The 24,732-nt window shown below is 59.1% G+C and carries 21 protein-coding genes; 17 read left to right on the top strand and 4 right to left on the bottom strand.

Going from position 1 to position 24,732, the window contains the following annotated elements; translation table 11 throughout:
- Positions 1–189 precede the first annotated feature (189 nt).
- On the bottom strand, positions 190–771 hold the full coding sequence (locus HMPREF2847_RS01075; protein ID WP_070851218.1) for a hypothetical protein: 582 nt from the start codon (positions 769–771) through the stop codon (positions 190–192).
- 226 nt (positions 772–997) lie between these two features.
- Here HMPREF2847_RS01075 and map point away from each other — a divergent pair, with 226 nt between their 5' ends.
- From map to HMPREF2847_RS01030, 9 genes are all read left to right on the top strand, one after another.
- Positions 998–1,798, top strand: coding sequence for a type I methionyl aminopeptidase (map, locus tag HMPREF2847_RS01070; RefSeq protein WP_070851217.1), 801 nt, complete (start codon positions 998–1,000; stop codon positions 1,796–1,798).
- A 284-nt stretch (positions 1,799–2,082) separates the two neighbouring features.
- Positions 2,083–2,304, top strand: coding sequence for a translation initiation factor IF-1 (infA, locus tag HMPREF2847_RS01065; RefSeq protein WP_016422077.1), 222 nt, complete (start codon positions 2,083–2,085; stop codon positions 2,302–2,304).
- 296 nt (positions 2,305–2,600) lie between these two features.
- Complete coding sequence (rpsM, locus tag HMPREF2847_RS01060) at positions 2,601–2,969, top strand: 30S ribosomal protein S13 (protein ID WP_005509836.1); 369 nt, start codon at positions 2,601–2,603, stop codon at positions 2,967–2,969.
- Positions 2,970–2,972: 3 nt separating this feature from the next.
- On the top strand, positions 2,973–3,377 hold the full coding sequence (gene rpsK / locus HMPREF2847_RS01055; RefSeq protein ID WP_016422078.1) for a 30S ribosomal protein S11: 405 nt from the start codon (positions 2,973–2,975) through the stop codon (positions 3,375–3,377).
- Between the two features lie 24 nt (positions 3,378–3,401).
- On the top strand, positions 3,402–4,007 hold the full coding sequence (rpsD, locus tag HMPREF2847_RS01050) for a 30S ribosomal protein S4 (protein WP_005509964.1): 606 nt from the start codon (positions 3,402–3,404) through the stop codon (positions 4,005–4,007).
- Positions 4,008–4,080: 73 nt separating this feature from the next.
- Entirely contained in the window at positions 4,081–5,106 is a 1,026-nt protein-coding gene (locus HMPREF2847_RS01045; RefSeq protein ID WP_005509919.1) for a DNA-directed RNA polymerase subunit alpha, read from the top strand.
- 37 nt (positions 5,107–5,143) lie between these two features.
- Complete coding sequence (gene rplQ / locus HMPREF2847_RS01040) at positions 5,144–5,620, top strand: 50S ribosomal protein L17 (protein ID WP_038627680.1); 477 nt, start codon at positions 5,144–5,146, stop codon at positions 5,618–5,620.
- Positions 5,621–5,933: 313 nt separating this feature from the next.
- Positions 5,934–6,803 carry a tRNA pseudouridine synthase A gene (locus tag HMPREF2847_RS01035; RefSeq protein WP_070851231.1) on the top strand — a complete coding sequence of 290 codons (870 nt, stop codon included), beginning with the start codon at positions 5,934–5,936 and terminating at the stop codon, positions 6,801–6,803.
- 59 nt (positions 6,804–6,862) lie between these two features.
- The gene (locus tag HMPREF2847_RS01030; protein WP_070851216.1) at positions 6,863–9,004 is read left to right on the top strand and encodes a DUF6541 family protein; all 2,142 of its coding nucleotides are present in this window, start codon (positions 6,863–6,865) and stop codon (positions 9,002–9,004) included.
- A gap of 589 nt (positions 9,005–9,593) precedes the next feature.
- Here HMPREF2847_RS01030 and HMPREF2847_RS11650 read toward each other — a convergent pair.
- Positions 9,594–10,748 carry a hypothetical protein gene (locus tag HMPREF2847_RS11650; protein WP_083327283.1) on the bottom strand — a complete coding sequence of 385 codons (1,155 nt, stop codon included), beginning with the start codon at positions 10,746–10,748 and terminating at the stop codon, positions 9,594–9,596.
- Between the two features lie 114 nt (positions 10,749–10,862).
- On the opposite strand from HMPREF2847_RS11650, the gene eccB reads away from it, so the two are divergent.
- The gene (gene eccB / locus HMPREF2847_RS01020; protein WP_070851214.1) at positions 10,863–12,305 is read left to right on the top strand and encodes a type VII secretion protein EccB; all 1,443 of its coding nucleotides are present in this window, start codon (positions 10,863–10,865) and stop codon (positions 12,303–12,305) included.
- Here the strand turns inward: eccB and mycP are convergent.
- On the bottom strand, positions 12,264–13,502 hold the full coding sequence (mycP, locus tag HMPREF2847_RS01015) for a type VII secretion-associated serine protease mycosin (protein ID WP_222866882.1): 1,239 nt from the start codon (positions 13,500–13,502) through the stop codon (positions 12,264–12,266). The genes eccB and mycP overlap by 42 nt on opposite strands.
- 14 nt (positions 13,503–13,516) lie before the next feature.
- The gene (gene eccD, locus HMPREF2847_RS01010; protein WP_246820021.1) at positions 13,517–14,932 is read right to left on the bottom strand and encodes a type VII secretion integral membrane protein EccD; all 1,416 of its coding nucleotides are present in this window, start codon (positions 14,930–14,932) and stop codon (positions 13,517–13,519) included.
- A gap of 247 nt (positions 14,933–15,179) precedes the next feature.
- Here eccD and eccCa point away from each other — a divergent pair, with 247 nt between their 5' ends.
- The 7 genes from eccCa to HMPREF2847_RS00975 all read left to right on the top strand — a co-directional run bounded on the left by eccCa (position 15,180) and on the right by HMPREF2847_RS00975 (position 24,696).
- Positions 15,180–18,953, top strand: coding sequence for a type VII secretion protein EccCa (eccCa, locus tag HMPREF2847_RS01005; protein WP_070851212.1), 3,774 nt, complete (start codon positions 15,180–15,182; stop codon positions 18,951–18,953).
- Complete coding sequence (locus HMPREF2847_RS01000; protein ID WP_070851211.1) at positions 18,953–20,341, top strand: type VII secretion-associated protein; 1,389 nt, start codon at positions 18,953–18,955, stop codon at positions 20,339–20,341. The genes eccCa and HMPREF2847_RS01000 overlap by 1 nt, the downstream gene beginning before the upstream one ends.
- A gap of 202 nt (positions 20,342–20,543) precedes the next feature.
- Entirely contained in the window at positions 20,544–20,870 is a 327-nt protein-coding gene (locus tag HMPREF2847_RS00995; RefSeq protein WP_005510029.1) for a WXG100 family type VII secretion target, read from the top strand.
- A gap of 73 nt (positions 20,871–20,943) precedes the next feature.
- On the top strand, positions 20,944–21,231 hold the full coding sequence (locus HMPREF2847_RS00990) for a WXG100 family type VII secretion target (protein WP_005509924.1): 288 nt from the start codon (positions 20,944–20,946) through the stop codon (positions 21,229–21,231).
- 321 nt (positions 21,232–21,552) lie between these two features.
- Positions 21,553–21,996 carry a 50S ribosomal protein L13 gene (gene rplM / locus HMPREF2847_RS00985; RefSeq protein ID WP_005509852.1) on the top strand — a complete coding sequence of 148 codons (444 nt, stop codon included), beginning with the start codon at positions 21,553–21,555 and terminating at the stop codon, positions 21,994–21,996.
- Positions 21,993–22,553 carry a 30S ribosomal protein S9 gene (rpsI, locus tag HMPREF2847_RS00980; protein WP_070851210.1) on the top strand — a complete coding sequence of 187 codons (561 nt, stop codon included), beginning with the start codon at positions 21,993–21,995 and terminating at the stop codon, positions 22,551–22,553. The genes rplM and rpsI overlap by 4 nt, the downstream gene beginning before the upstream one ends.
- A 220-nt stretch (positions 22,554–22,773) precedes the next feature.
- Positions 22,774–24,696, top strand: coding sequence for an acyltransferase family protein (locus tag HMPREF2847_RS00975; protein WP_070851209.1), 1,923 nt, complete (start codon positions 22,774–22,776; stop codon positions 24,694–24,696).
- Positions 24,697–24,732: the final 36 nt, after the last annotated feature.

Raw genomic sequence — 24,732 nt, 5'->3', positions numbered from 1 at the left:
CCCATTATCGGGGACACTCACAAGGTAACGGGCGGGCGATAGTGAGGCGTAGGGGTAACGCTGGCGGGAGGTGAAGACTCTTCTGGGGGCGAGTACAGCAGAAGTGCTCCGACCGTAGCGAAATCAGAGCGTTACGGCAGCGGAGCGGTGATGCTGAGTGAGTTCCCTGGATTGAACTGCAGGTTGGGGCTACTGGAAGTCCTGAATGATCTCGTCGATAAGCGGCTGTGCGGCCTCGGCGCCAATATTCGCGAAAACAAACTCCTGGTAGATGCGGTTATCCTCGTCGATGACCATAACGAAAGGGGAGCCCTTGTTGACGCCGCTAAATGCGTGCTTGCCGGGTAGCTCGTATGGCACGTAGTTCTCGACGGACTCAGCCTTTTCATTAATCCGGCTGACAGTGGCCGGGTCCTCGGCCGTACTGAGCATTGCGGTGCCACCGTCGCCAACTGCCATTACGCAGGTGAAGCCATGTACGCTCTCGCTGCCAAAAATGACGGGTTTAGAGTCATCCGACTCGACGCAGCTGCCAACCGCTTCCTTAACAGCATCAGGAGTGAAATTCTGGATTGACTCAGGCAGTGCAGAGGTGCCCATGAAACCCGAGCTGCTTCCAGGGGCCTCCGGCGATTCCGAGGCAGGGGAAGTGGAAGGGACAGTCAGCGCTGGCGACGGTTCGGGGTTGCTTGAGCATGCGCCAATCAGGAAAAGCGAGCTGGCAGCAATAACAACGCCACCAATCTGCGTGGACTTCAACAGTGAATGCATGCCAGTTATCGTAGGGCAGCTCATCTTTGGGTGTAAATTGCGCGAAAATTGAAGCAAGTCGATTGCGGATCAACTGTCACGAATGAACATCCATAAGAATTCCCATGCAACGCGATGCAAAAATGCATGAAGCAAAGTGCTGGCTGGGGTAGTGGTGCCTTCGTAGGCGGTGGGATGCGGCTAGCCGGTGGTTCCCTTCTGAGCCAGAGTAGACTCAACCAACGTGATGAGTTTTCGACGCCGCCGCAAAGTAGTTCCCGCCCGCACTGAGGGAGAGTTGGATGCAATGCAAGCGGCCGGCGAGATTGTCGGTCGTGCGTTGCTGGCCTGCCGAGATGCCGCTAAGCCAGGGGTGACCACGGCGGATCTCAATGAGATTGCGCATCAGGTCATTACCGATGCGGGTGCAACGCCATCTTTCCTTGGTTATGAAGGTTTCCCGGCATCTATCTGTGCATCCGTGAATGAAGTTATCGTCCATGGCATTCCGTCCTCGGCCACAGTTCTATCCGAAGGTGACCTGGTCTCGATTGACTGTGGCGCAATTCTGGACGGTTGGCACGGCGATTCGGCACTTACTTTCGGCGTCGGAAAGCTGAGTAAAGATGTCGAAAAATTGAACATTGCGACATCTGAGGTCCTTGCCGAAGGTATTAAGGCCATGGTGCCGGGTGCTCGCCTCACCGATATTTCGTATGCGCTTGAAATGGCCACCCGTGAGGCTGAACTGCGCCACGATATTGAGCTCGGCATCGTCGATGGCTACGGCGGGCACGGCATTGGGCGCGAGATGCACATGGATCCCTTCCTCCCCAACGAAGGTAAAGCAGGAAAGGGGCCCCGCATCGTCGAAGGCTCTGTATTGGCCATTGAGCCGATGCTCATTCTCGGCGGCGAGTGGGGTAGTGATGAGCTTGACGACGGCTGGACAGTCGTCAGCGCTGATCGAATGCCGGCATCCCATTGGGAGCACACAGTTGCCGCCACGGCGGACGGCCCCAGAATTCTGACTCCTCGGTATGAATAACTAGTGCGTGAGGGGCCACGCGAAAGATCAGAATATTGCCACTTGAGACGCGATGGCCTCTGTCCCCGTGGGGTGAATCCGCCTGCCGTCGCTTGCAGGCGGCCCCAGAGTGGTCGTATTTGGTAAAAACGCAGGTCGCGTGTAAAGTTGGGCGATGGTGTGGGCGCAGTGTCGCTGCAGTGGTGATTATCCCTGCACGGAACTGCTAAAACGCCAGGCAGAGTAGAGATTTCCCAACTGGTGCCGGGGTTGTCCCGGGTATCCACCAGAGAGACGTGGAGGACATGGCTAAAAAGGAAGGCGCAATTGAGGTTGAGGGTCGCGTCGTCGAGCCCTTGCCGAACGCGATGTTCCGAGTGGAGCTGGACAACGGGCACAAGGTGCTCGCCCATATCAGTGGCAAGATGCGCCAGCACTACATCCGTATTCTCCCGGAAGACCGAGTCGTAGTGGAGCTTTCTCCGTACGATCTCGAGCGTGGGCGAATCGTCTACCGCTACAAGTAAATTGACCGGACCACTGTTGGTAGTGGTTATGGGCTTATTTACTAACTAGACAGAAACTCCACCGTCCTAGCTGCTTCTGGTGACGGCCGCGTGATGTTGAGACCTGGTGTCTCAACAGTTCGGCGCGGTGGTTCTTTATGAAATCTTTTCCACAGAAGTAAGCGAGAATACCTCCGGCAACGGTGGCTGGAGCCTTTCTATAACACCTGCGCGACTCGGCGTCCGACCGAGTAAGCCGGGTCTGGAAAGGATGGCAGTGGAGTAAACCACCGCATCAACCGGAAGGAAATTGCCGTATGGCACGCCTTGCTGGAGTTGACCTGCCACGTAACAAGCGTATGGAGGTCGCTCTTACCTACATCTATGGCATCGGCCCCGCCCGTGCTAATGAGCTGCTGGAGAAGACCGGCATCTCTCCGGATCTGCGCACCGACGCTCTCACCGATGAGCAGGTTGCTGCGCTGCGTGACGTGATTGAAGCTACCTGGAAGGTCGAGGGTGACCTCCGCCGCCAGGTTCAGGCTGATATCCGCCGCAAGATTGAGATTGGTTCCTACCAGGGTCTGCGCCACCGTCGTGGCCTGCCGGTCCGTGGTCAGCGCACCAAGACCAATGCTCGTACGCGTAAGGGTCCGAAGAAGACGATCGCCGGAAAGAAGAAGTAAAACATGGCAGCTCCGAAGTCCGCACGCGGCCGTCGTACCGGCCGTCGCGTTGTAAAGAAGAACGTGGCTCAGGGCCACGCATACATCAAGTCCACCTTCAACAACACCATCGTGTCCATCACGGACCCGAAGGGCGCTGTTATCTCGTGGGCCTCCTCTGGTCACGTCGGTTTCAAGGGCTCTCGTAAGTCCACTCCGTTCGCTGCTCAGATGGCCGCCGAGAACGCTGCTCGTAAGGCCATGGAGCACGGTATGAAGAAGGTTGACGTTTTCGTTAAGGGTCCGGGTTCGGGCCGCGAAACCGCCATCCGTTCCCTCCAGGCCGCTGGCCTTGAGGTGTCCTCGATCTCGGATGTGACCCCTCAGCCGCACAACGGCTGCCGTCCGCCGAAGCGTCGTCGCGTCTAGGAATAGGGTAAGGAGAGAACAGAAATGGCCCGTTATACCGGTCCCGCAACCCGTAAGTCCCGTCGTCTCCGCGTCGACCTCGTCGGTGGCGACATGAACTTTGAGCGTCGTCCCTACCCTCCGGGGCAGGCTGGCCGCGCTCGTATCAAGGAGTCGGAGTACCTGCTCCAGCTCCAGGAGAAGCAGAAGGCACGTTTCACCTACGGCGTGATGGAGAAGCAGTTCCGTCGCTACTACGCCGAGGCTCACCGTCGTCCGGGCAAGACTGGCGATAACCTCGTCGTCCTGCTGGAGTCGCGTCTCGACAACGTTGTCTACCGCGCTGGTCTGGCTCGTACCCGCCGCCAGGCTCGTCAGCTGGTTTCCCACGGCCACTTCACCGTTAACGGTAAGAAGATTAACGTGCCGTCCTTCCAGGTAAGCCAGTACGACATCATCGACGTGCGCCCGAAGTCGCAGAAGATGATTTGGTTCGAAGAGGCACAGGAGAACCTGGTCGACGCTGTCGTCCCGGCATGGCTTCAGGTTGTTCCTGAGTCCCTGCGCATCCTCGTGCACCAGACCCCGGAACGCGCACAGATCGACATTCCGCTTCAGGAACAGCTGATCGTCGAGTTCTACTCGAAGTAATAACCAACTTCGCTTGCATCCATTCATTCCCTATGGCGTCATATAGCGGTCGCCACCTGGAGGATTTTCGAAAATGCTCATTTCCCAGCGCCCAACGCTGACTGAGGACTACATTGATTCCTCTCGCTCCCGGTTCGTTATCGAGCCGCTGGAGCCGGGTTTCGGTTACACCCTCGGTAACTCTCTTCGTCGTACGTTGCTGTCGTCCATTCCGGGCGCTGCAGTCACCAGCATCCGCATCGACGGTGTGCTGCACGAGTTCACCACTATCCCGGGCGTGAAGGAAGATGTCTCGGACATCATCCTGAACATCAAGGGTCTGGTGCTCTCGAGCGAGTTCGACGAGCCGGCTACCGTTTACCTGCGTCGCGAAGGTGCAGGCGCGGTGACCGCTGCAGACATTGAGTGCCCAGCAGGTGTGGAGATTCATAACCCGGATCACCACATCGCTACTCTCAACGAATCCGGTCGCCTGGAAATTGAGATGATCGTTGAGCGTGGTCGTGGCTACGTGCCGGCGACCCCGAACTCCGGTGGCGAAATTGGCCGCATTCCGATGGACCAGATTTACTCGCCAGTTCTGAAGGTCAGCTACAAGGTGGAGGCTACTCGTGTTGAGCAGCGCACCGACTTCGACAAGCTGATCATCGATGTCGAGACCAAGAACTCGATCACCGCCCGCGACGCAATGGCGTCGGCAGGCAAGACTCTGGTTGAGCTGTTCGGTCTGGCACGTGAGCTGAACGAGGCTGCTGAGGGCATCGAGATTGGCCCGAGCCCGCGCGAGGCTGAGGATGTCGCTGCGTACCAGACTCCGATTGAGGATCTGGACTTCTCTATGCGCTCCTACAACTGCCTCAAGCGTGAGGAGATCCACACTGTCGGTGAGCTCGCTGCTCGTACCGAGTCGGATCTGCTGGATATCCGCAACTTCGGTGACAAGTCCATCAATGAGGTCAAGGAAAAGCTCGCTGAGCTTGGCCTGGCTCTGAAGGATTCCCCGAACAACTTCGACCCGGCTGCTGTCGCTGATTTGGACGCTGCCTCGGGCGATGACGCTGACTGGACTGATGGCGCAAGCGCTGGCTACGACGAGTAGTTCACCGACGCGACTTCATTAAAACGAGGAGATACCTATGCCTACCCCTAAGCAGGGTTCCCGTCTCGGCGGCTCCGCTTCGCACCAGAAGAAGATTCTGGCCAACCTCGCGAAGCAGCTCATCGAGCACGGCAAGATTAAGACCACCGACACCAAGGCCAAGCTGCTGCGTCCGTACGTTGAGAAGCTGATCACCAAGGCAAAGCGCGGCACTCTCGCAGATCGCCGCAACGTTGCAAAGCTGCTTAACGACAACTACGCAGTTAAGAAGCTGTTCGACGAGATCGGTCCGCAGTTCGCTGATCGCGACGGCGGCTACACCCGCATCATTAAGCTGGGTAACCGCAAGGGCGACAACGCCCCGATCTCTCTGATCGCTCTGGTTGAGGAAGAGACCGCAACTGCTGAGGCAACTCGCGCAACTCGCGCCGCTGCTTCCAAGCAGGCTGAAGAGGCAAAGGCCGAAGAGGCCGAGGCTGAGGCTGCTGAAGCTGAGGCTGCAGAGGAGGAGTAATTCCCCTCGCCGACGGCTTTTGGCCGTCACAGCTTTGAACCCCCGGCGAGTAGTTCATATCTGAACTCTCTACCGGGGGTTCTTTGTGCTTGACGACGGCGCACAGCGCCCGACCCCAGTTCTGTCTCCGGTTACACCGAAGATTACGTACCAACATTGAGAGCTGTACGGAGGCCCTTCGGTGGAAACTACTGATTTTCTAATCCGGGGTCCCGGCTACAATCTGTTAACCGTGACATCACTTACGCCAACGACTCCGGATACCCCGTGCGATTCTCCCGATCGTGCCGCTACGGGGAGTACCGCCTCCGACCTGGTTCGGTTGCGTTTTGACATTGCCTATGATGGGACAGATTTCCACGGTTGGGCTGCTCAGCGCGATAAGCCTACGGGAGAACCGGTGCGGACTGTGCAGGCGACGTTGGAATCCACTCTGGAGAAGGTGTTGCGCACTCCAGTGCAACTGACTGTGGCGGGTCGTACAGATGCCGGCGTTCATGCCTCCGGTCAGGTGGCTCATGCAGATGTTCCTGTCTCCTGTTTAGACACACGTTCCATCGCAGGGGACCCGGGTAATTTGGTTCGTCGTGTAGCGCGACTATTGCCCGCGGGCGTGACGCTTCGGGGCGCCTCGTTTGCGCCCCCTGGCTTCGATGCCCGCTTTTCCGCGTTACGTCGGCATTATGTCTATCGTGTCACTAGTTGCGTCAGTGGTCCGCTTCCTACCCGTGCTCGCGATACGGCCCACTGGCGACGGTCAGTGGATATCGACCGCATGCAGGTGGCAGCTGATGCTCTACTGGGGCTCAATGACTTCGCCGCTTTTTGTCGACACAAGCCACATGCGACAACCACTAGAGATTTACAGCGGTTCCAGTGGTTCGACGTATCTACGGGGCAAGAGCCAGAGCTGTACGAGGCCCATGTGACTGCCGACGCGTTCTGCTGGTCTATGGTGCGCTCACTGGTTGGGGCCTGCCTTAGCGTCGGTGAAGGGCGGCGTGAGGTTGGATTCACTGAACAGTTGTTGAGCGAAGAGAAGCGTTCCCCGTTGGTCCCGGTGGCAGAGGCACGTGGGCTCAGCCTGGTAGGTGTTGACTACCCCGGAGATGCGGATCTGGCGGCCAGGGCGGAGCAGACTCGCGAACGTCGTGATGTCCGGACAGATGTGGACGAGGCTTAAATGTACAAGCTCTCGGTAATATTCCCTGAAGAAAGTGACCGTAGGAGGAGTGTTCGGTAGTGGTGTGGGCAATTGTTAGCTTGGTTGCGCTGCTCGTAATCCCCGGCGCTGTTGTAGTGCGAGCCAGCGGCGTTCGTACACCGTGGGCGCTGGCCCTCGGTCCTGCGGTGACGTTTGGTATCGCAGGCACCGCAGGGTGGGCGCTCGGCGCTATCGATGTGCGCTTCACCTTGGTCAGTGCGTCTATCTGCTGGGCCGTGACACTACTTCTCGCGCTTTGCTGGAGTGGCGGCAGCGCTTTGATTCGGCGACGGCGCGGTGGTGTCAATCGCTCGGTGTCGGCCGAGGCGCAGCCGCTCGCCGCAAGTCGATGGCGCGAGTTGGGTTATGGGCTAATCGCAGGTATCGGGGTCATCATCGCAGCGGCGGTTCTCACGTGGACCGCTATCGGCCGCATCGCTTCAATGTCAGAGGGGATGGCGACCATCCAGCAAGGCTGGGACACACTCTGGCATGCAAGTGTGCTCCGTTCGATTACGGAAGACGGCATGGCCTCGGCCACTAGGATGGGCGAGATCCAGAATGTGGAAACTCAGGCGGTGTCCTACTATCCCGCCGCATGGCATGCGTTCGGTGCGCTTTGGATACTGATTGTCCGTCTACCAATCACCGAGGCGGTCAATTACCTCGGCATTATCATTCCGGCCGTGACCATACCCACGGCTGCTGCGGCGCTGACCTGGCGAATTATTGATCGCCAAAGGCTGTCCACCGCCGTTGCCGCGGGGGTTGCGGCGCTTGTTTCCGCAGCGCTTCCGGTATTGATGCCCGTCGGGGTCTTTGTGGGGGCTTGGCCGTACCAGGTCTCGATTGCGCTAGCGATTACCGTTTTTGCCTTTGTTACGTCGCTCCCGCACGCACCTCAGCGCATCTTGAGCGCCGCTCTTGCGATAATCGGTATCGGAGAGCTCCATCCGGCATCGGTGCCTACAGCTGTTATGCTCGGTGCAATCTGGTGGTTGTGCTACCGCCTGCCGCGTCCCGCGCATCCTGAACTGGGCGCGGTTCGCGCCAGGCTTTACGACGTCGCGGTGATTGCAGCCGCCTTTGTGCCAGCAGTGGCAGTTCTACTGCCGCAGTGGCTTACGGGAACTTCTCAGACCGAGGATGTGCGTGCGGTTAGCGCTGAAGTAGACGACCTCGATCGTTTCGATGCGTGGTATCGAGGCGCCACAATGCTGACTCGCCACACTGAGGAATTCCGGCCGTTCTGGCCAATTATCATCCTCGGTTTCATCGGGATGGCGGTTTTGGTTTTCGCAGGTACTTCGCGCCGACGGGTGTGGGTAGTACCGGCCTGGTTTGTTTCGGTGTTGATGACGACCCACGCGCTCAACCATTTTGGTGGCGTGCCGGGCGATATTCTCGCGCTGTATACGGATCTTCACTATTCGACGCCTCACCGGTTGGTGATGGTCACCGCGTATCTGTATTCCGCGTTTGCGGGTATCGCCGTGGCGTGGGGCTGCGCGTGGGCGGCTCGAATTAGTGAATCAAAGGTGCCATCGACGGGACGGGTTCTGGGGTTGAGCTTAGCGACGGTGAGCTCTGCTGTACTTGTGGTCTATGGAGTGGCGTCTAATGCTAGCGCTGCGGATTTCGCCTACAAGAGCCCTCGAGAATGGCAAATCATTTCCAATGCTGACCTGAAGGCATTTGATTGGTTGGCCGAACAGCCGGAGGCACATAAGTACCGCACGCTTACGAATCCGCCGGAGGGGTCCAGCTGGATGTACGCTCGCAATGACTTGCCGGTGGTGTTCCCGCACTACGACTGGCCAGTGGCGAACAAGTGGACTGCCACCTCAATGCTGTATTGGCACGCTGATTACCTCGGTTTTCCAGACCCCGATCGGCCGGATGGGGTGAACGATGTCGATCGCTCAGCACGAAAGCTGAACGTGGGATTCATCTATTTGTCACCCCCGGGTATTTGGGATTCCAAGGAGGATTTAGAGTTTCCTGGTGAAGGGCTCTGGGTAGCTCCAGGGGTAACCCCTGTTTATCGAGATAGGGAAGTAACTATCTTCGCTTTCAACGATGTGATTACGCCAGAACGCATCGACGAGATGCGAGCTAGTTCTCCGGAAGTAATTCCTCCCTCGGCTACTAGGGGATGGAGCGATGGTCGGGTAGGTTAGGACACCATGCGGATGAATAAATTTATGGCAACGATCGCAGCCGGTGTGATGATGACTTTCGCGCTGGCCGGATGTGGAGACGACGAGCCGGCTAAGCCGGAAGTCTCGAATCGCTCCGTCAGTTCTTCCGCAAAGACTAAATCCTCGACTCCGCCGAAACCGACTGAGGAGTCGACGAAAACCACAGAATCAGAGACGCCGACGGAAACTCCTGCAATCACCCAGGTCAATGATGCGGATTACACTCCGGCGGACGGCCCAAATACTCGACTCTTTCAGTTGGAGGATGGCACGACACGTTGCTTCCTCAACGATTTGAGCGGCGATGCCTACTTGGCCTGTCAGGTGAATCTTGCCAATCCTCCGATGGTCGATGACGGCACGGGGAACAAGGTTCCCGCCAATGCTGTGTCCTGGAATCCGGGGGGAGTTACTTACGAGGTCCTTACTTTCCCGCCGGCGGGTGAGATGAAGACGCTACCAACGAATTCTCAGTTGAGCGCATTCGGATACAGCTGCGCGGCCTATGGCCCGTCGACTCTGGAGTGCTCGGGACCAGCGGGCGCTGCCACTATCGACAATGGCAATGTCACCGGTGCACAGATGCCGAAGGAGGATGTGCCTCCTGCAGCAGGCGGTCAGCCGGGTGGCCAAGAAAATGGCGCTCCGAATGACCCAGCGCAGCAGGGTGAGCCTGACGGCTCCCCGGCACCGGGCGGTCTGCCAGATTTGGGCGCGTTGATTCCGGGACTGAACCGCTAGCTGCCCGCATAGCTAGTGGCTGCAGTTCATCGGTAGTGCGGGAGGTAGATAGCGTCCAGGTGAATTCGCCCATCACCAGTCGAGGGCATGAAGCTGGCATTTCCGATGCTGCTGCCGTGGGCGAACCTGCACGACTGACCGCGATGATTCTCGCGATTCCCGTACGCAGGTCGGGCTCATACTCTTCGACGACAACCACATCGACGGTGTCATCTCCAGCTCGCGCGAGAAGTACTGCGCCCAGATCAAGAGCCACAGTAAAGAAATGTGGACGGGACGTGCGAATTCCTACTCGATAGCCGAGCGAGAGCATTCCGATGAGCAACTCGCAAATGTCCTGATTTCCGCAGTCGACCTCCAATCGGGGGAGGTTCGCAGGACACATTGTGATGGTTTGTCCACTGCTCCCGACCCCTATGACCTGCGCTGGACCATTAGTGATAGCGATGTCACGTTGTCGGCTTAACCACAGGTGCGGTTTGCGCCCCAACGCCGCCACATGATGAGAGCGTCCAGTGCGGCGCAGCTGTACTACCTCCGCAGAGCTCTCAGTCAGAGCACACTCCTGTGCCGTTAATCGCCGTGCGCGAATGCCAAGGGTCCCCAGCCTATGGATGAGGAAGCGTAGGGCTTTGTCAGCGGAGGCTTCCACCGGAAGAGTTGCGACCAGATGTGTCCAGGGCTCAGGGGTTGTGCCGGAGCGTTCGGCCGCTCGGAAGTAGCGGTGCGCATGCTCTCCGCGGATTTCCGGCGCAATGTGATAAAAACACAGCGCATCCAGGGTCACTGGGCTGTCGTCGGCAAGCGAGACGATATCCGCAGCGCTTAGCTGGCTACGCAGGCCGGGTGTGAGACGTAGTCCGATGAGCTGTCCTGGTTCGGTGCGTCGCAGACGGTCGCGAAGGCTGCGTCCGCGCACAGGGACATGCGCGCCTGCAGTGATGATTATTGCTGTAATGAGCAGCCACAATGACAATGGCATGTGAAAATCCCCCCAATATGTTCCCCACTAAAATTCCCCTGGTCGCACAGTAGCGCGGCCTGGCTTACTCTGCAGGGTAGAGATTATTTGGGGGAATAGTTTTGGGGGAAACTCATGCCACGTACACCGACCACGCCTAGCCAGGTCAGCGGTCATCGATTCTTGATTCGTCGGATTGAGCATGCACTTGTGCGTGCGGATTCGCGAATGCTGCACGACCCTCTGCGCACGCGAACCCGAGCACTGTTTATCGGCTGTGCGCTGGTGGTTTTACTGGCCGCCGGTACTGCGGTGCTGTCGTTGGTGCGACCGCAGGGCGGTTCTAGCTCCAATGAGCAGCTGATTGTCGTGTCGGGGTCGGAGGGCCTACATGTACGTGTCAATGGTCGATTGCATCCAGTCGCGAATCTCGCATCGGCGCGGTTAATTTTGGGCAATCCTGCTGAGCCGAAACGGGTGCGCAGTAGCGAGTTGGACAAAGAGGACATCAGTTTTGCTGTCGGGATTGAGGGCGCACCAGCAGTTCCGGCCGCGCCGGCAGGCTCTGGGGCCTCGGGAGCTGCCAAGAAGGGCAGCGCAGGTGCGCCGGAGCTGGCACTGTCTTTATGCGAGCGGACGGTGCAAGACCTCGGGCAACCGTGGATTGTTGCAGAGTCACTTGCGCGTCTTGAGGAAGTACGTGGGGAACCGCAGCAGCTTACCCGGACCCACTCGGACAGTGCCGTTGTTGCCGATGGCCAAAACCTCTGGCTGATTACGCAGGGCTACCGCTCGCGGTTGGATATCAACCACCCGGAGCACGCCGCTGTTTCTCGAGCGCTGGGGTTGGAGCGCTCCGTAGTCCGGCCTGTCACCCCTGCATTGCTCAGAACGATTCCGGAGGTTCCGATTCTGGCCGCGCCAGCAATTCCAAACCGCGGCGCACCCACACACTTCGCCGCCCCATTCGACACAGTCGGCAATGTGGTCGAGGTCGGGCAGCGGCGCGTTATCGTGCTTGACGACGGTGCCGCGATTCTCTCCCCGGTGCTAGGAGAGCTATTAGCTGCGCATAGTCCAGTTCTGCAGGCCAGTGAAGGGCAGCTGGCGGCAGTTCCCGTTGCGAATGCGCCAGTAGTCCCGGGACTACCTGAAAAGCCGTTGACGTTTGCCGATGCTGATGGCTGGCTGTGTACCGGCCGGATAGCAGGACGGCCGCAAGCTCTCGTGCAGTGGTCGCAGCATGCTCCGGAGGGGCGGCACGTGGATTACCCGCATGCCGACGGTTCGGGTGTGGCCGTCGACGGTTTCGTGGATGGTCGCAGCCGTGAGCGCAGCTCGATCGCAGTAAGCGTAAATGGGGCTGTACACGTCATTTCGCCAGAGGGGATGCGCTTTGCTGTGCACGATCGCACGACGTTGGCTGCCCTCGGGTTTAATGCATCAACCAATGCCGATAGCGGTGGCACGCGACCAGTGGACTGGGAAGTGCTGGCCGCGCTGCGTGGAGGCCCTGAGCTGAGTAAGCAGGCGGCGCTAGGGCCGCTGTCTGGGACGCGAGAGCAGCCAGGCACCTAGGCCCAGCGCGCATATCAGGAGCAAACCAGTCGCCCGGAGCGGTGCATTGCGCTCCTGCGAAGAAAGCAGATCCGGCGGAGCCGGTGCGGTAGCGGGACTGGCGTCGTGCTGCGCGGCGGTGTCCACAGTGGTCCAAATCAGAGCGTCATACGGTGCAATGATGCCGCGACCAAGGCCGAGGTCGGAACTAATTGGGCTCGCGGAATTAAGGATGATGTCGCGAACCTGTGCTGGGGAAAGCTCTGGGTTTCGTGCCAGCAGCAGGGCAGCCGTTCCCGACACGGCTGGCGTGGCAAAACTGGTGCCGGCGATTTGCTGAGCTCGGGTGTTATCCCCGGACCCGAACACGTGGCGGTCTATGAGGCCGCTAGGGGTGCGCGGATCGGGACCGAGTACGGGACCGCCGGGAGCGGAGACATTGACCCATTGTCCCGTGATTGCATACTCCGCGGGTTGCGCTTGGCCAGCATCGTCGAACTGTACTGCTGATACTGCGATTACCTCCGGCAGGACTGCGGGCCACGCTACGGATCCGGCCTGACAACTATCGCCCTTATTTCCTGCCGCTGCGACCACTACTGCGCCTGAGACTTCCGCACGTGCGACGCTCTCGGCAACATCCGTTGCACCTTGGGGCATTACACCTGCCGGGGCACACGATGTGAGCGAGATATTGATAACCCTCGCGCCCTCCGCGACGGCCCTGTCGATAGCTTGCGCCAGCGACTCCAAATTGCCTTCGCCATCGGCCGTTTGTCTTATCGACAACACGTGCGCGTCGGGCGCCAGTCCCGCGAAACCATCGGCACCGGGCCGGCCTGCAATAATGCCGGCTACTAGAGTTCCGTGACCGTCGCAGTCTACGAACCCGCTGTCGCCGTCGACAAAATCGCCACCGTCGAGAACCTCGCCCAGGCGCTCATTGGGTGAGACCCCGGTATCGATCACCGCCACCGTAATCCCCGCACCCGTCGTCAGTTGCCATGCTTGGCGAAACCGAAGAGTTTTTTCGATCACTGTCGGTTCACGCAGTGCGCTTTCCGACGACAGCATCGTGGCCACGCAGTCCTGGCTGTTCTGGGCAGCCGCTATTGGGGCGATGCCCGACGGTGCTACTGCGGTGGCCGCCGTCAACGTGGAGATAAGCACTGTGGAAAGGGCGGTCGTGGCGGTGAGACGGGTTTTTATGGCATTCATGAAAAGTGGGTTTTTCACTGGAAGAACCCACTTACGAACTCAGGGAATTCGGCAATGATGGCCGCAATGGGCAGAATGACGGCGATGCTGCAGGCCTCGGTTAGCTCAGCTATGCGGCGCGTTGTAGGTGAGATGCGTGACGCTGGAAATGCGGCTAAGGCGGTGGCTGCAAGCATTGGGACGACAAGGCCAGCGGAAACTGGCCAATTGCCTTCGAACCACTGTTGAAAGGCGACAGCCACAATGACGGCAAGACCAGCTAAAGCAGTGCAGGTGGAAGCTACTTTCCGGGCTTGGCCACGGGAGTGAATTGCACAAAAGACTATGACAGCAGCAGCCATGCCCAGAGGCCACCACCTGTTCGCATAGGCTCCGGAGAAAAGTACCACCAGGGTGAAGATGCTGAGACTTCCGGTGCCACTGCAGAGGATGCCGTCGAGAATCCAACCCGCTCGCTTAGGTGCGGTGTGGGATATTTCGGGAGTTTCGCTGTCATCGAAGCTCTCTCCGGCGGCAGGGACTTTGGGTACGCGAATACCGGCAGCCTTGATAGCCAGGGAAGGTGCCAGCAGTATCAGGATGACTGCACTAGCAGCGGTGAGTGCTCCTGATTGAACCGAGTTCTGGAAAAGTGCGACAGCCGCAGCGTAAATACCGAAGGTAACTGCAGCGCTGAGACCCGCGGCGCCCAGGGTAACAGTGATGCGGTTGTCGCCGCCGTCGGTGTTGGAAATGAGAAAAACCAAACCGGTGACGGCAAGCGCGACGCTAATCGCAGCAGTCGGCGGCCAGTCGGTGAGTATGCGGTGTAGGTCGAGGCCAACGAAGCAGAGCCCCGAAGCGCTGCCCAGAATGAGCACTTGCAGCTCCAGGGACATGACAATCGCCGGTTTTGCGCTACGCAACAGAGCCAGGCGCAGTCCACCGGCTACTGCCAGCAGCGCGATGAAGCTGATTGCCGCGGCCAGTGTGGAATCGGTACTGCTCAAGCTCAGTGAGGCAGCTGCAATTGAAGCTGTGGCCACGAGGGCGGCGGTACAGCCAACAACCAAATCAGCCGTACCGATACCGTCGGTATAGGTGGTGTCGGTAATAGCATCGGCGGCATCGAAGAGCCGAGGTTTGGGCACGGGCCCTGGGTCGTTGATAACAACCAGGCGTTCGCCTGGCGCAATACCGGCATCGTTCAGGGTGTCGTCGGCAAGCAGTATCGTGCCAGCGGCGGTCCGTAGCTGCCACTGTGCCAGCGGGAAGTCCGCAATGTCGATATCGAAAATTTGCAGGATATCCGGTACGAGTGCGGCGATTGCGACGTTGGTCGGTAACGCAAGGTCTGCGTGTGCTCGGTTGGTGTCTTCGGGCATGTGTGCGGCATCAATGCGCACGCGAATGAGTTCCCCCAGCATGTATTTCCCCCATGAATTCTGCATGCTTTAGTCCCTCTAGAGTGGCGTACAACTTGTTAGAGCGCTACTCGGAGTAGTAACTGCGCGTGCCCCCGCTATCAGTTTCGGCCATGCGCTGCGAGAATCCGGAGTGTGTTTTAAGCTATGTGCACACCGATTGGTCGGGGGATTGGCCGTCGAGTGAACACAAGGGGCGACACATAGCGGGGGGATTTTTGTGACTAGTGCACGGGCGGGGATTTCGGCTACCCGAAAAGCGGGGCCACAGCCTATGACGGGCACAATCGCGCCGGATGCGCCACCGGAAGCGCCGGAGCCACAGCCGGTGCCGCTGATGCGTGCACTCATGCCGTTGATCATGGTCGTGGCGGTGGTTGGCATGGTGGTGTTGATGTTTGTCTCTGGGATGGGACGTAACCCGATGTCGTTTATGTTTCCGCTGATGATGGTGTTTTCCACTGTGGGCATGATGGTGTCGGGCGGGGCGGGAAATAAGGACATGGCACCGGCGCGAAAGGACTATCAGAGGCATTTGTCCAGTATTCGCCGGGCGGTGGCGAAAGCAGCGAGGATGCAGCGTGAATCGGCGCAGTTTATCCACCCTCGGCCTGGAACTCTGTGGCAGCTGGGGGCGATGGGGCGGGCGTGCGAACGCCGAAAGGGGGACCCGGATTTCTTGCAGCTGCGCATCGGGGTGGCAACGCAGCAGCCCGCAACGCCTGTGACACCGCCGGCAATTCCGGCGCCCGAGAAACTGGATCCGGTTTCCGCCGTAGCACTGCGGGAAGTTATTCGATCGGCTCGTCAGGTTGAGGGAGTGCCCTTTGCCATAGATGTGTCGGCCTTTGAAATCATCGCCCTCACTGGAGATACCGCGGCGCAGGGGCTGGCTCGAGCGATGGTCGCCCACTCCGCTGCGTTGCATCATCCGGAGGATTGCCTGATTGCAGTTGTGGGAGATGGGTGGGAATGGCTGAAATGGACACCACACCACGGACACCCCTCAGTTACTGATGCCTGTGGCTCAGCGCGGTTGCGGGCAGCGACGTGTGCGCAGCTGACGGAGCTACTCACGGCTATCGACACACTGCCAGCTGCAGTGCTGATTGTGCTGGCGAATTCGAGCGGACAGCTCGATGTCACTGAACTGACACCGATTTTTGACGCGGCGGGGTCGGAGACCTCGGTAGTTCTGCTGACCGTCGTGGAGGCGCAGTCAACGTTGTGGGAGGCCGCGGTTAACCATGGCATCGCGCTGGTCGTTTCCACTACTGCTGTGCATGCGGAAACCGCGTCCGGAAGGCAGGAGATTGGTGTACCTGATCAGCTGAGTCCAGCAGAAGCGGAGGTTCTTGGGCGGAGCTTGGCGCGTTTTGAAGTGCCAACAAGCGCAGATGATTCTGTTAAGACCTCGGAAGATCCGGTTATGGAGGAGCTCGGGTTGTATCCGCCTCCGACAGCTCTGCGCTACCGACCGCGCTCTGGCAGTGCTCGTCTGCGTATTCCCGTTGGGGCTGATGACGGCGGCGCGCCGGTCTATCTGGATTTTAAGGAGAGCGCCGAGGGCGGCATGGGGCCACACGGTCTGTGCGTTGGTGCCACAGGATCGGGTAAGTCGGAATTCCTCCGAACGACCGTGGTAGGCCTCGCAGCCACGCACAGTCCAGATCAGTTGAACTTTGTGCTGGTGGACTTCAAAGGCGGGGCGACGTTTCTGGGACTGGATCAATTGCCTCATGTCTCGGCGGTGATTACCAACTTGGAGCAGGAGCTAATCCTGGTCAACCGCATGGAAGACGCACTGCGCGGTGAGATGACGCGGCGTCAAGAGCAGCTACGCGCTGCGGGGAACTTCGCTGGTGTCAGCGACTATGAACAGGCCCGGCGCGCTGGGCAGATAGATGCGCCACCTATGCCCGCGTTGCTGATTGTGGTGGATGAGTTTTCGGAGCTGCTCTCCGCACGCCCGGAGTTTGCCGAGCTCTTCGTTGCGATTGGTCGGTTGGGGCGCAGTTTACACATGCATTTGCTGCTGGCCAGTCAGCGTCTGGAGGAAGGCCGCTTACGCGGACTGGAAAGCCATCTTTCCTATCGCATTGGGTTGAAGACCTTTTCCGTCGCGGAGTCCCGCAGCGTGCTGGGGGTTCCGGATGCCTATCATCTGCCGGCCATCCCGGGCATTGGGTATATCAAATCTGCTGCCGCCGAGCCGGTGCGTTTTCGGTCGGCGTATGTTTCCGGCCCGGTGGTCCGTCCGCAGCCTGTTGACGGTGCGGCGGCTGGGGCAGAGCAGGGGCTGCAGGGCCAGGTCGCCGCTGTTGCTGAGTTTACCGCTGAAAATTGGACGCGGGAGGCTTTCGGCGCGTCGTCAAGCGATGGTGGAATGGTGGATCCGCCTGCACAAACACCGGAGCAGACGGTGCTCGGTGCCGTGGTGGCAGCGGTGTCGCACGTACCGACACGTGCGCATCGCGTGTGGCTGCCACCATTACCGGAGGCCATCGAGCTCCAGCCCGACGAGCAGCTGCCGCGACAGCGGTTGACCGGTGTGATTGGGCTGGTGGACAAGCCGCTGTTTCAGCGCCAAGACCCACTGCGGATTGACCTGCGCACAACCGGCGGGCACGTGGCAATCGTCGGAGCTCCGCGGTCAGGAAAGACCACTGCTGCACGCACAGCGGTCCTCGCGCTTGCCGACGGCATCAGCGCCCGTGACCTGCATTTTTATATCGTTGATTGTGGTGCGGGCGGTTTGAGCGACCTGGCTGAGTTGCCGCATGTCGCGTCGGTTGCACACCGCGGAGACGAGGAGCTTATTCGCCGTACGCTTGGTTTTTTGCGTCGTGAGGTAAGTCGTCGGGAACAGCTCTTTCGCACTAATGGATGGCTCTCGTCGGAAGCAGCACGGGCGGCAGGGCAGCCAGATTCGGTGTTGGTCATTGACGGCTGGGGTGCGTTCAAAACGGAGTTTCCGGCGCTGAGTGACGATGTGCAGGCGCTGGTTGCAGATGGATTGGCGGTGGGAATTCATGTCCTGCTGACAGCCCATCGGTGGACGGACATGAGACCTGCCGTTCGCGACCTGATTGGTACTCGGATTGAGCTGCGTCAGGCGGAGTCGATGGATTCAATGATTGATCGTAAGGCAGCGGAGCTGGTGCCGGAGAGCCCAGGACGTGGGGTCGCGCCGGGCGGCTTTGCGATGTTGGTAGCTCTCACCGGTGCTGCGGACACCAAGCGGATTGTAGAGACGGTGCCACACGGTGAGCAGGCGCCCAAGCTCCAGTTGTTGCCGCGGCGGATTGATATTGCGCGTTTGCCGCGACCAGCGGCCGCGACGAGAGGTGCGATTGCAGTGGGTCTCGAAGAAGCCGGTCTGGGCGCGGTGATATTCCACCCCGAAAAGGATCGCCACCTACTGATATTCGGTTCGGCGGGCAGTGGCAGAACCGCCGCGCTGAGGGGCATCGTTCACCAGCTGCGGTACTCGCAGTTGGACTCGAAATTCGTCGTGATTGACTACCGCCGTGGGCTCATGGAGGCCGTGCCCCAAGAGCGGCTGGCCGGCTATGCAGGCTCGGCTGCGGTGGCGACGCCCATGCTGGCAGAGCTGGCAGAGGTACTGAAGGCTCGTCTCCCGCAACCGGATATCACCCCAGCGCAGTTGAAGGCCCGAAATTGGTGGAGTGGTCCAACCATCAATGTCATCGTGGATGACTATGACCTCGTGGCTGGCTCACGGGGTAACCCCTTGCAGCCGCTGGCAGAAGTCATCGCTCACGCCGCCGATATTGGGCTCAATATCTTTTTCGCCCGTCGAATCAGCGGGGCGTTGCGTTCCCTCCACGACCCGGTCATGGGTGCGGTTAAGGATCAGGGCGCCAGCGTCTTTGTCATGGATGGCACACGCGACGACGGCCCCATCCTCGGCGTAAAGCCCTGCGAACAGCCTCCGGGTCGTGGCTATTGGGTGGCGCACGGCCAGAGTCCGCAGGTTGTGCAGTTGGGTTTGTTGGATACTGCTGGTGACCAGGAGGACAGTTGATGATTCGGGTCGATTCTCCTGACACCACTCAGACCCCGACGCTGCGCCACGGTACCTGGCATCTGTGGGGACTCGCGGCACCTGCAGACACCACAGAACTGGCTGTGCATGGCCCTAGACCGCTTCTCGAGAGCATGCAAACAGTCATTGTGCCCAGCTATTGGGGTGCTGTGCGACAGTGCCGGCTGGCCTCCGCGCTATTGGCTGCCGAACTCAATCCGTACATTCTGACGCTTGCCGACGCCGTTGTGGAACTCGATGAGGCGACTGTGTCTCATAGCGTGTTGGTGGAAGTAGAGGAAACGCGTGTCTGTGTCACTCGCCTGAGCGGTGGGCACATTGACAGTCGGATGACACATTTGGTCGGAGCGAACGACAGCGCACCGCTGGTGGAAACAGTTATTGCGCTGGCTTACCAGCTGACCATGTATCCGGATGTACCCCAGGGGATACCTGATGATGTGGAAGTTAGCGGTGGGCGCGGTATTACCGAGTATCCGCCCCGCTGGCAGGAGGATATTGAGTTCATCGTCGGCGAAGTTCCACCTGGGCTAGCGAACCCGCGGCGAGCTCTACTAGTCGATCGTCTGCGCGACCGTGGGTTTTTGGTCTTCGACTGTCCAGCCTCGCGGCTCGGGGAGTGCGTAAATCCGGCCTGGTTGAAAAGCATCGGCGACGCTGAAGCCGGTGAAGTGGAGCAATTGGAGGATTTCGCGGGGAGGCGTCCTGCAGCCAGGGTAGAAGCCAGCGCAGTGTCGAATCAAAGCGCAGTTGTGTCAGTAGCTGCCGTTGGTTTGTTGACGGTGGTGGTGCTGATTGTTGGGATTGCTGCATGGCTCATTAGTGGCGGCATAGGCAGTGAGAACGAGGGGAGGCAGAAGCAGCGTGAGACATCGCACGCACAGGCTCCTCCTGTAACTACGCCACCTGTAACTACGCCACCACCCGCATCGAAACCGGTTCCCGATTCTGCTCCAGTAGTCACGCTGGCCAATGCGGGCGTGGAAGCTCGGTTTCCCGGCGGGTGGGAGCTTGATTCGGCAAGTCCGTTCGACCGTCTGATTGCGGTGGATGGCGGAGATATGCGCGTATTGGTGCTCGCTAATCCGCTTTCGCAGGACATGGCGCTTGAACATCTAGCAGCAGCTTTGAGTAGCTCCGTTGCCGGGGATGAGACAAAGTCCGCGCCGGAACGCAGGCAAGTACTGGGCACCGATGTCGTAGTCGTAGAGGAGCGGCTGCCGTCAGGTAATTCGATAGTGCTCTGGCATCACAAAGTGATGGACGGAACTCAAGTCAGTGTGGGGTGCCAGTTCAGAGGAAGGACTATTGCGCCGGTACGGCCCGTATGCGACCAGGCAGTAGTAAGCGCTCGGCCGGTGCCGTAATACGCAAGGGGCGTAGAGAAGGTGACTGGGGCTGGGCGGGGGTAGGTAGGGGTAAAGGTCAGAAAACCAAAATGGAACCGAATCGGGGTTTTTCGCGCCAAACAATATGACGGGTTTTTTAACGCGGGAAGCTGGCTGGCTCGCGCGGGGAGGTAAAAATGCCGTCGTTAATCAGTCACTCAACACGAAAAAGGGGGAAACAGTGGCAAACCTATTTGCAGCCGAATCAGATCAAATGACCACTACCGCAGGGGACGTCGATGGCGTCAACTCGGAAGTACAGGGCGAGCTGGGGCGCATTCGAGGCGTCGTGGACGGTCTGGCGGGGGAATGGAAGGGCCAGGCTAAAGACAGCTTCGATGATCTGATGCTTCGTTGGGATGACGCAGCTATGCGTCTATCCAATGCGCTGACGGATATCGCGGATAACATTCGCGCAAATTCCAGCAGCTTCGATGCGGGCGAGGACGAGGGGGCGTCGTCGTTTAAGCAGGTGGCAGCAGCGGGTGCGTCGTTGCTGAACCTCTAAACGTTTTGTCGGATCGCACAATTACAACACTGAATCACACAACACACATCACCTTTTGGGGAAAGGGTTCTTAATGCAACCAATTAGGTACAGCTTCGGCGGCATCGACGGTGCTGCGGATGACATTCGTTCCACTTCTGGCACTATCAACGGGCTGCTCGGAGATTTGAAGAAGCGCATCGCGCCGATGGTCTCTACGTGGGAGGGTGAGTCTTCGGATTCTTACCAGGAGGCTCAGCGTGAATGGGACACAGCAGCGGAGGAGCTCAATATGATTCTCACGACTATTGCGGATACTGTCAGCGCAGGTAGTCAGCGAATGGCGGATATTAACCGCCGTGCAGCAGCTAGCTGGGGATAGCTTGGATCCTGGTTGAGGCACTTTTGATTGAGCTATGTAACCGGGGGGAGGGGGAGGACATTTGCTCAATTGAGATCCTCAATTAGGTATCTGCCTTTGACGTATTCTTGCTAGCAGCACTCCGGGGGGGGGAAAGGCCAGTCTCAGTAGTTTGCAGCTGAGACTGGCTTTGGCATTTTTGTTCTAGCGCCATCTCAAGGTAAAGTAGCCAAACTGTGTGCGCACACGTGAATGTTGCCCCGGGTCTCCACCGGCCGCCGGGGAATAACAACAGTGTGCACGGTGGCTGGCAAATCTACACGGACCCTAAAAGGAGTCATGTTGTCTACTTTCCATCCGAAGGACGGTGACATCGAGCGCAAGTGGTACGTCATCGACGCTACCGACGTTGTTCTCGGCCGTCTGGCTACTCACGCCGCAGACTTGCTGCGCGGTAAGGGCAAGGCTTACTTCGCCCCTAACGTCGACTGCGGTGACCACGTCATCATCATCAACGCCGATAAGGTGCACGTCTCCTCTAACAAGCGGGAACGTGAGATGCGCTACCGCCACTCGGGCTTCCCGGGCGGCCTGAAGTCGATGACCCTGGGTCGTTCCCTCGAGGTTCACCCGGAGCGCGTTATCGCTGAGGCTATTGAGGGCATGATGCCGCACAACAAGCTTTCGCGTGCGTCCATCAAGAAGCTGCACGTCTTCGCCGGCTCCGAGCACCCGTTCGCCGGTCAGAAGCCTGAAAACTACGAGATCAAGGCGGTGGCACAGTGACCAACCCACAGGACGTCAACGAGAACCAGAACGTAGAGGCCACCGAGGCTTCCTACGATGATGTTCAGGCTGCCGCTGCTGCTGCCACCGAAGAGTTCACCTCTTCCATCGGCGATGCAGTTGCTACTGAGACCGAGGCTGAGGCTGCTCCGGCTGCACCGCTGACCCTGGATCGTCCGATTCAGACCGTCGGTCGTCGTAAGCGCGCTGTTGCCCGCGTCGTTCTGACTGCCGGCTCCGGCAAGATTGTCTGCAACGGTCGCGAGCTCGAGGATTACTTCCCGAACAAGCTGCACCAGCAGGAAATCAAGGATCCGCTGGTCCTGGTTGAGCGTGACAGCCAGTTCGACATCAAGGCCAACATCAACGGTGGTGGCCCGTCCGGTCAGGCCGGTGCTCTGCGCCTGGCTATCGCTCGTGCCCTGAACGAGTTCAACCCGGAGGAGCGCAGCGTTCTCAAGAAGGCTGGCTTCCTCACCCGCGACGCTCGTGCTGTCGAGCGCAAGAAGGCTGGTCTGCACAAGGCCCGTCGCGCACCGCAGTACTCCAAGCGTTAGGCTTTACTGTTTCGAAAAGCACCTCAGTTTGCGTATTACGCGCAAGCCGGGGTGCTTTTTTGGGTTAAAGTCCGCCGTGACCAGGCATGGCTGCATTTTTGGGGCAAGCCCCGTACGTTAGACTTTTATCCGTTAAAAACTGCCACGAGAATCGTTTTTCGCGGTGTGATTGCGGTGCGATGGAAGTGCGATTGTAGTGCGATGGGAAGAAGGAAACCGTATGGCGGTGAGCACCACAGCCACCAAGACCTCCGACGTGAAGAGCTCCTCTAGCTCGTCGTCGGTGGCGAAGCATCCCTTCCGCATTCGACGCGTACCAGGCATTGATGGGCTGCGCGGTCTGGCCGTTGCCACAGTGGTGATCTACCACTACTTCGATAATGTGCTGCCCGGTGGCTACATCGGCGTGGATATCTTCTTCGTGCTCTCCGGATTTCTTATCACCTCGCTTCTGGTGCGCGAACGCGCGGTCACTGGGCGCATCGACCTAAAGGACTTCTGGCTCCGTCGACTGCGCCGCATCGCCCCGGCTGCGATGTTTGTGTTATTTATTTCCATCGCCGTCGCAGGTCTGGTTGGCGGTGATTCCGCTGTTGGCTTGTCGACGCAGTTTCTCGGCACGGTCTTTTTCGTCAATAACTGGACGCAGATTGCGGGCTCTCAGTCCTATTTCGCGGATTCTGGTGTGCAGCTGCTAGCCCACTACTGGTCACTGTCGGTAGAGGAGCAGTTCTACTTGCTCTGGCCACTAATCTTTGTGGCTCTTCTCGCGCTGAAGCTGGCATCTCGCAAGCTGGCAGCAGTGGCGGGCATTGGCGCGGTTGCTTCTTTCGTGTGGATGGTCTCGCTTTACGATCCGAAGGTCGACCCCACGAGGGTCTACTACGGCACCGATACTCACGCCTTTGGTCTCCTGTTTGGTGCGGCCCTCGCATTGTGGTTGACGTCGACGTCGTCACGCGCGGAGGCGGACTCCTGGCCACGCACGGAACCCTTGCTGCGGGATTTCTTTGGCAGTTCTGCCCAGGCTTTCGTAGTGGCCTCGCTGCCGCTGATTTTCCTGTCGTTGGTTTTGCTGATGATGTCAGATACCGCGTCGGCGACTTACCGCGGTGGGTTGGTGTTCGCGTCGTTGCTGTCGGCGGCGGTTCTCTATCTCGTCGTTCGCGGTGTTTCACCCGTGCGTCAGATTTTTGAGTTCAAGCCACTGTGCTGGCTGGGAAAGATTTCTTTCTCGCTGTACCTGTGGCACTGGCCGGTCATCGTGCTCATCCGTGAACTGCTGGAGCGCAATGAGGCGATGCAGTATGAGAAACTCGCTGCCTTTGCAGGTATTGCGCTGGCGCTGCTTTTGGCGAACTGGTCGTACAAGAATGTGGAATCCCCAATTCGCCGGATGGGTTACCGCCGTTGGATGTCGCAGTTTTCGGGCACGCAGTTTGCCGGTTCCTGGAAGCCGCGCGTTGCAGCAGTGCTGGCGTTGGTCGTCGTGGTCGGTGCAGTGGCAGGGATGGCCACGGCGCCGAAGATGACGCGTTTGGAGGCACAGCTACAGGAGGCAGCTGAGCGCCGTGCACAGGCACAGAAGGCGGAGGAAGCCGAGTTGGCCAAGCGCGTTATGCCGCGTGGTGACCAGATCACTGCTATCGGCGACTCTGTGATGCTCGCCTCGGCGTCCGCGTTGGAGGAGAAGCTGCCCGGCATCTACATCGATGCGGCAGTTTCCCGTGGTTATCCGGCCGCGCCGGAGATTATCGCCAGTATGAAGGCGGCGGGTACGCTCGATCCATTCGTTGTGCTGGGTCTTGGTATCAACCAGTCGGCTGCGGCATCGGACGAACACCTGTTGGATGAGATTCTCGATTCGCTGGGTGAAGACCGCATCATTGTCCTAATCAACCCGTACGGTGATCGCGTGTGGATGCCTCAGTCGGAGAAGGAAGTCCTCGACGCGGCAAAGAAGCGCGACAATGTCTATGTGGCTGACTGGTGCCATGGTGTGCGTGACGATTTGTCCAAGCTGCGCGCGGACCTTATCCATCCGACCCCGGATGGCGCCGAGGTCTATGCCAATGCCGTGGTCGATGCTTTCCAGCAGTATGCGAAGAACAAGAAACGCATTCCGGGCACCTGCGGAATCTAATAAAAATCTAGTTAGTAGTGTTTCCACGGTAAAGTA

The organism is Corynebacterium sp. HMSC074C03, from assembly GCF_001838285.1.
Taxonomy (GTDB): Bacteria; Actinomycetota; Actinomycetes; order Mycobacteriales; family Mycobacteriaceae; genus Corynebacterium; species Corynebacterium amycolatum.
Note: the sequence above shows the minus strand (reverse complement) of the source record. Positions and strands in the feature narration are given on the sequence as shown.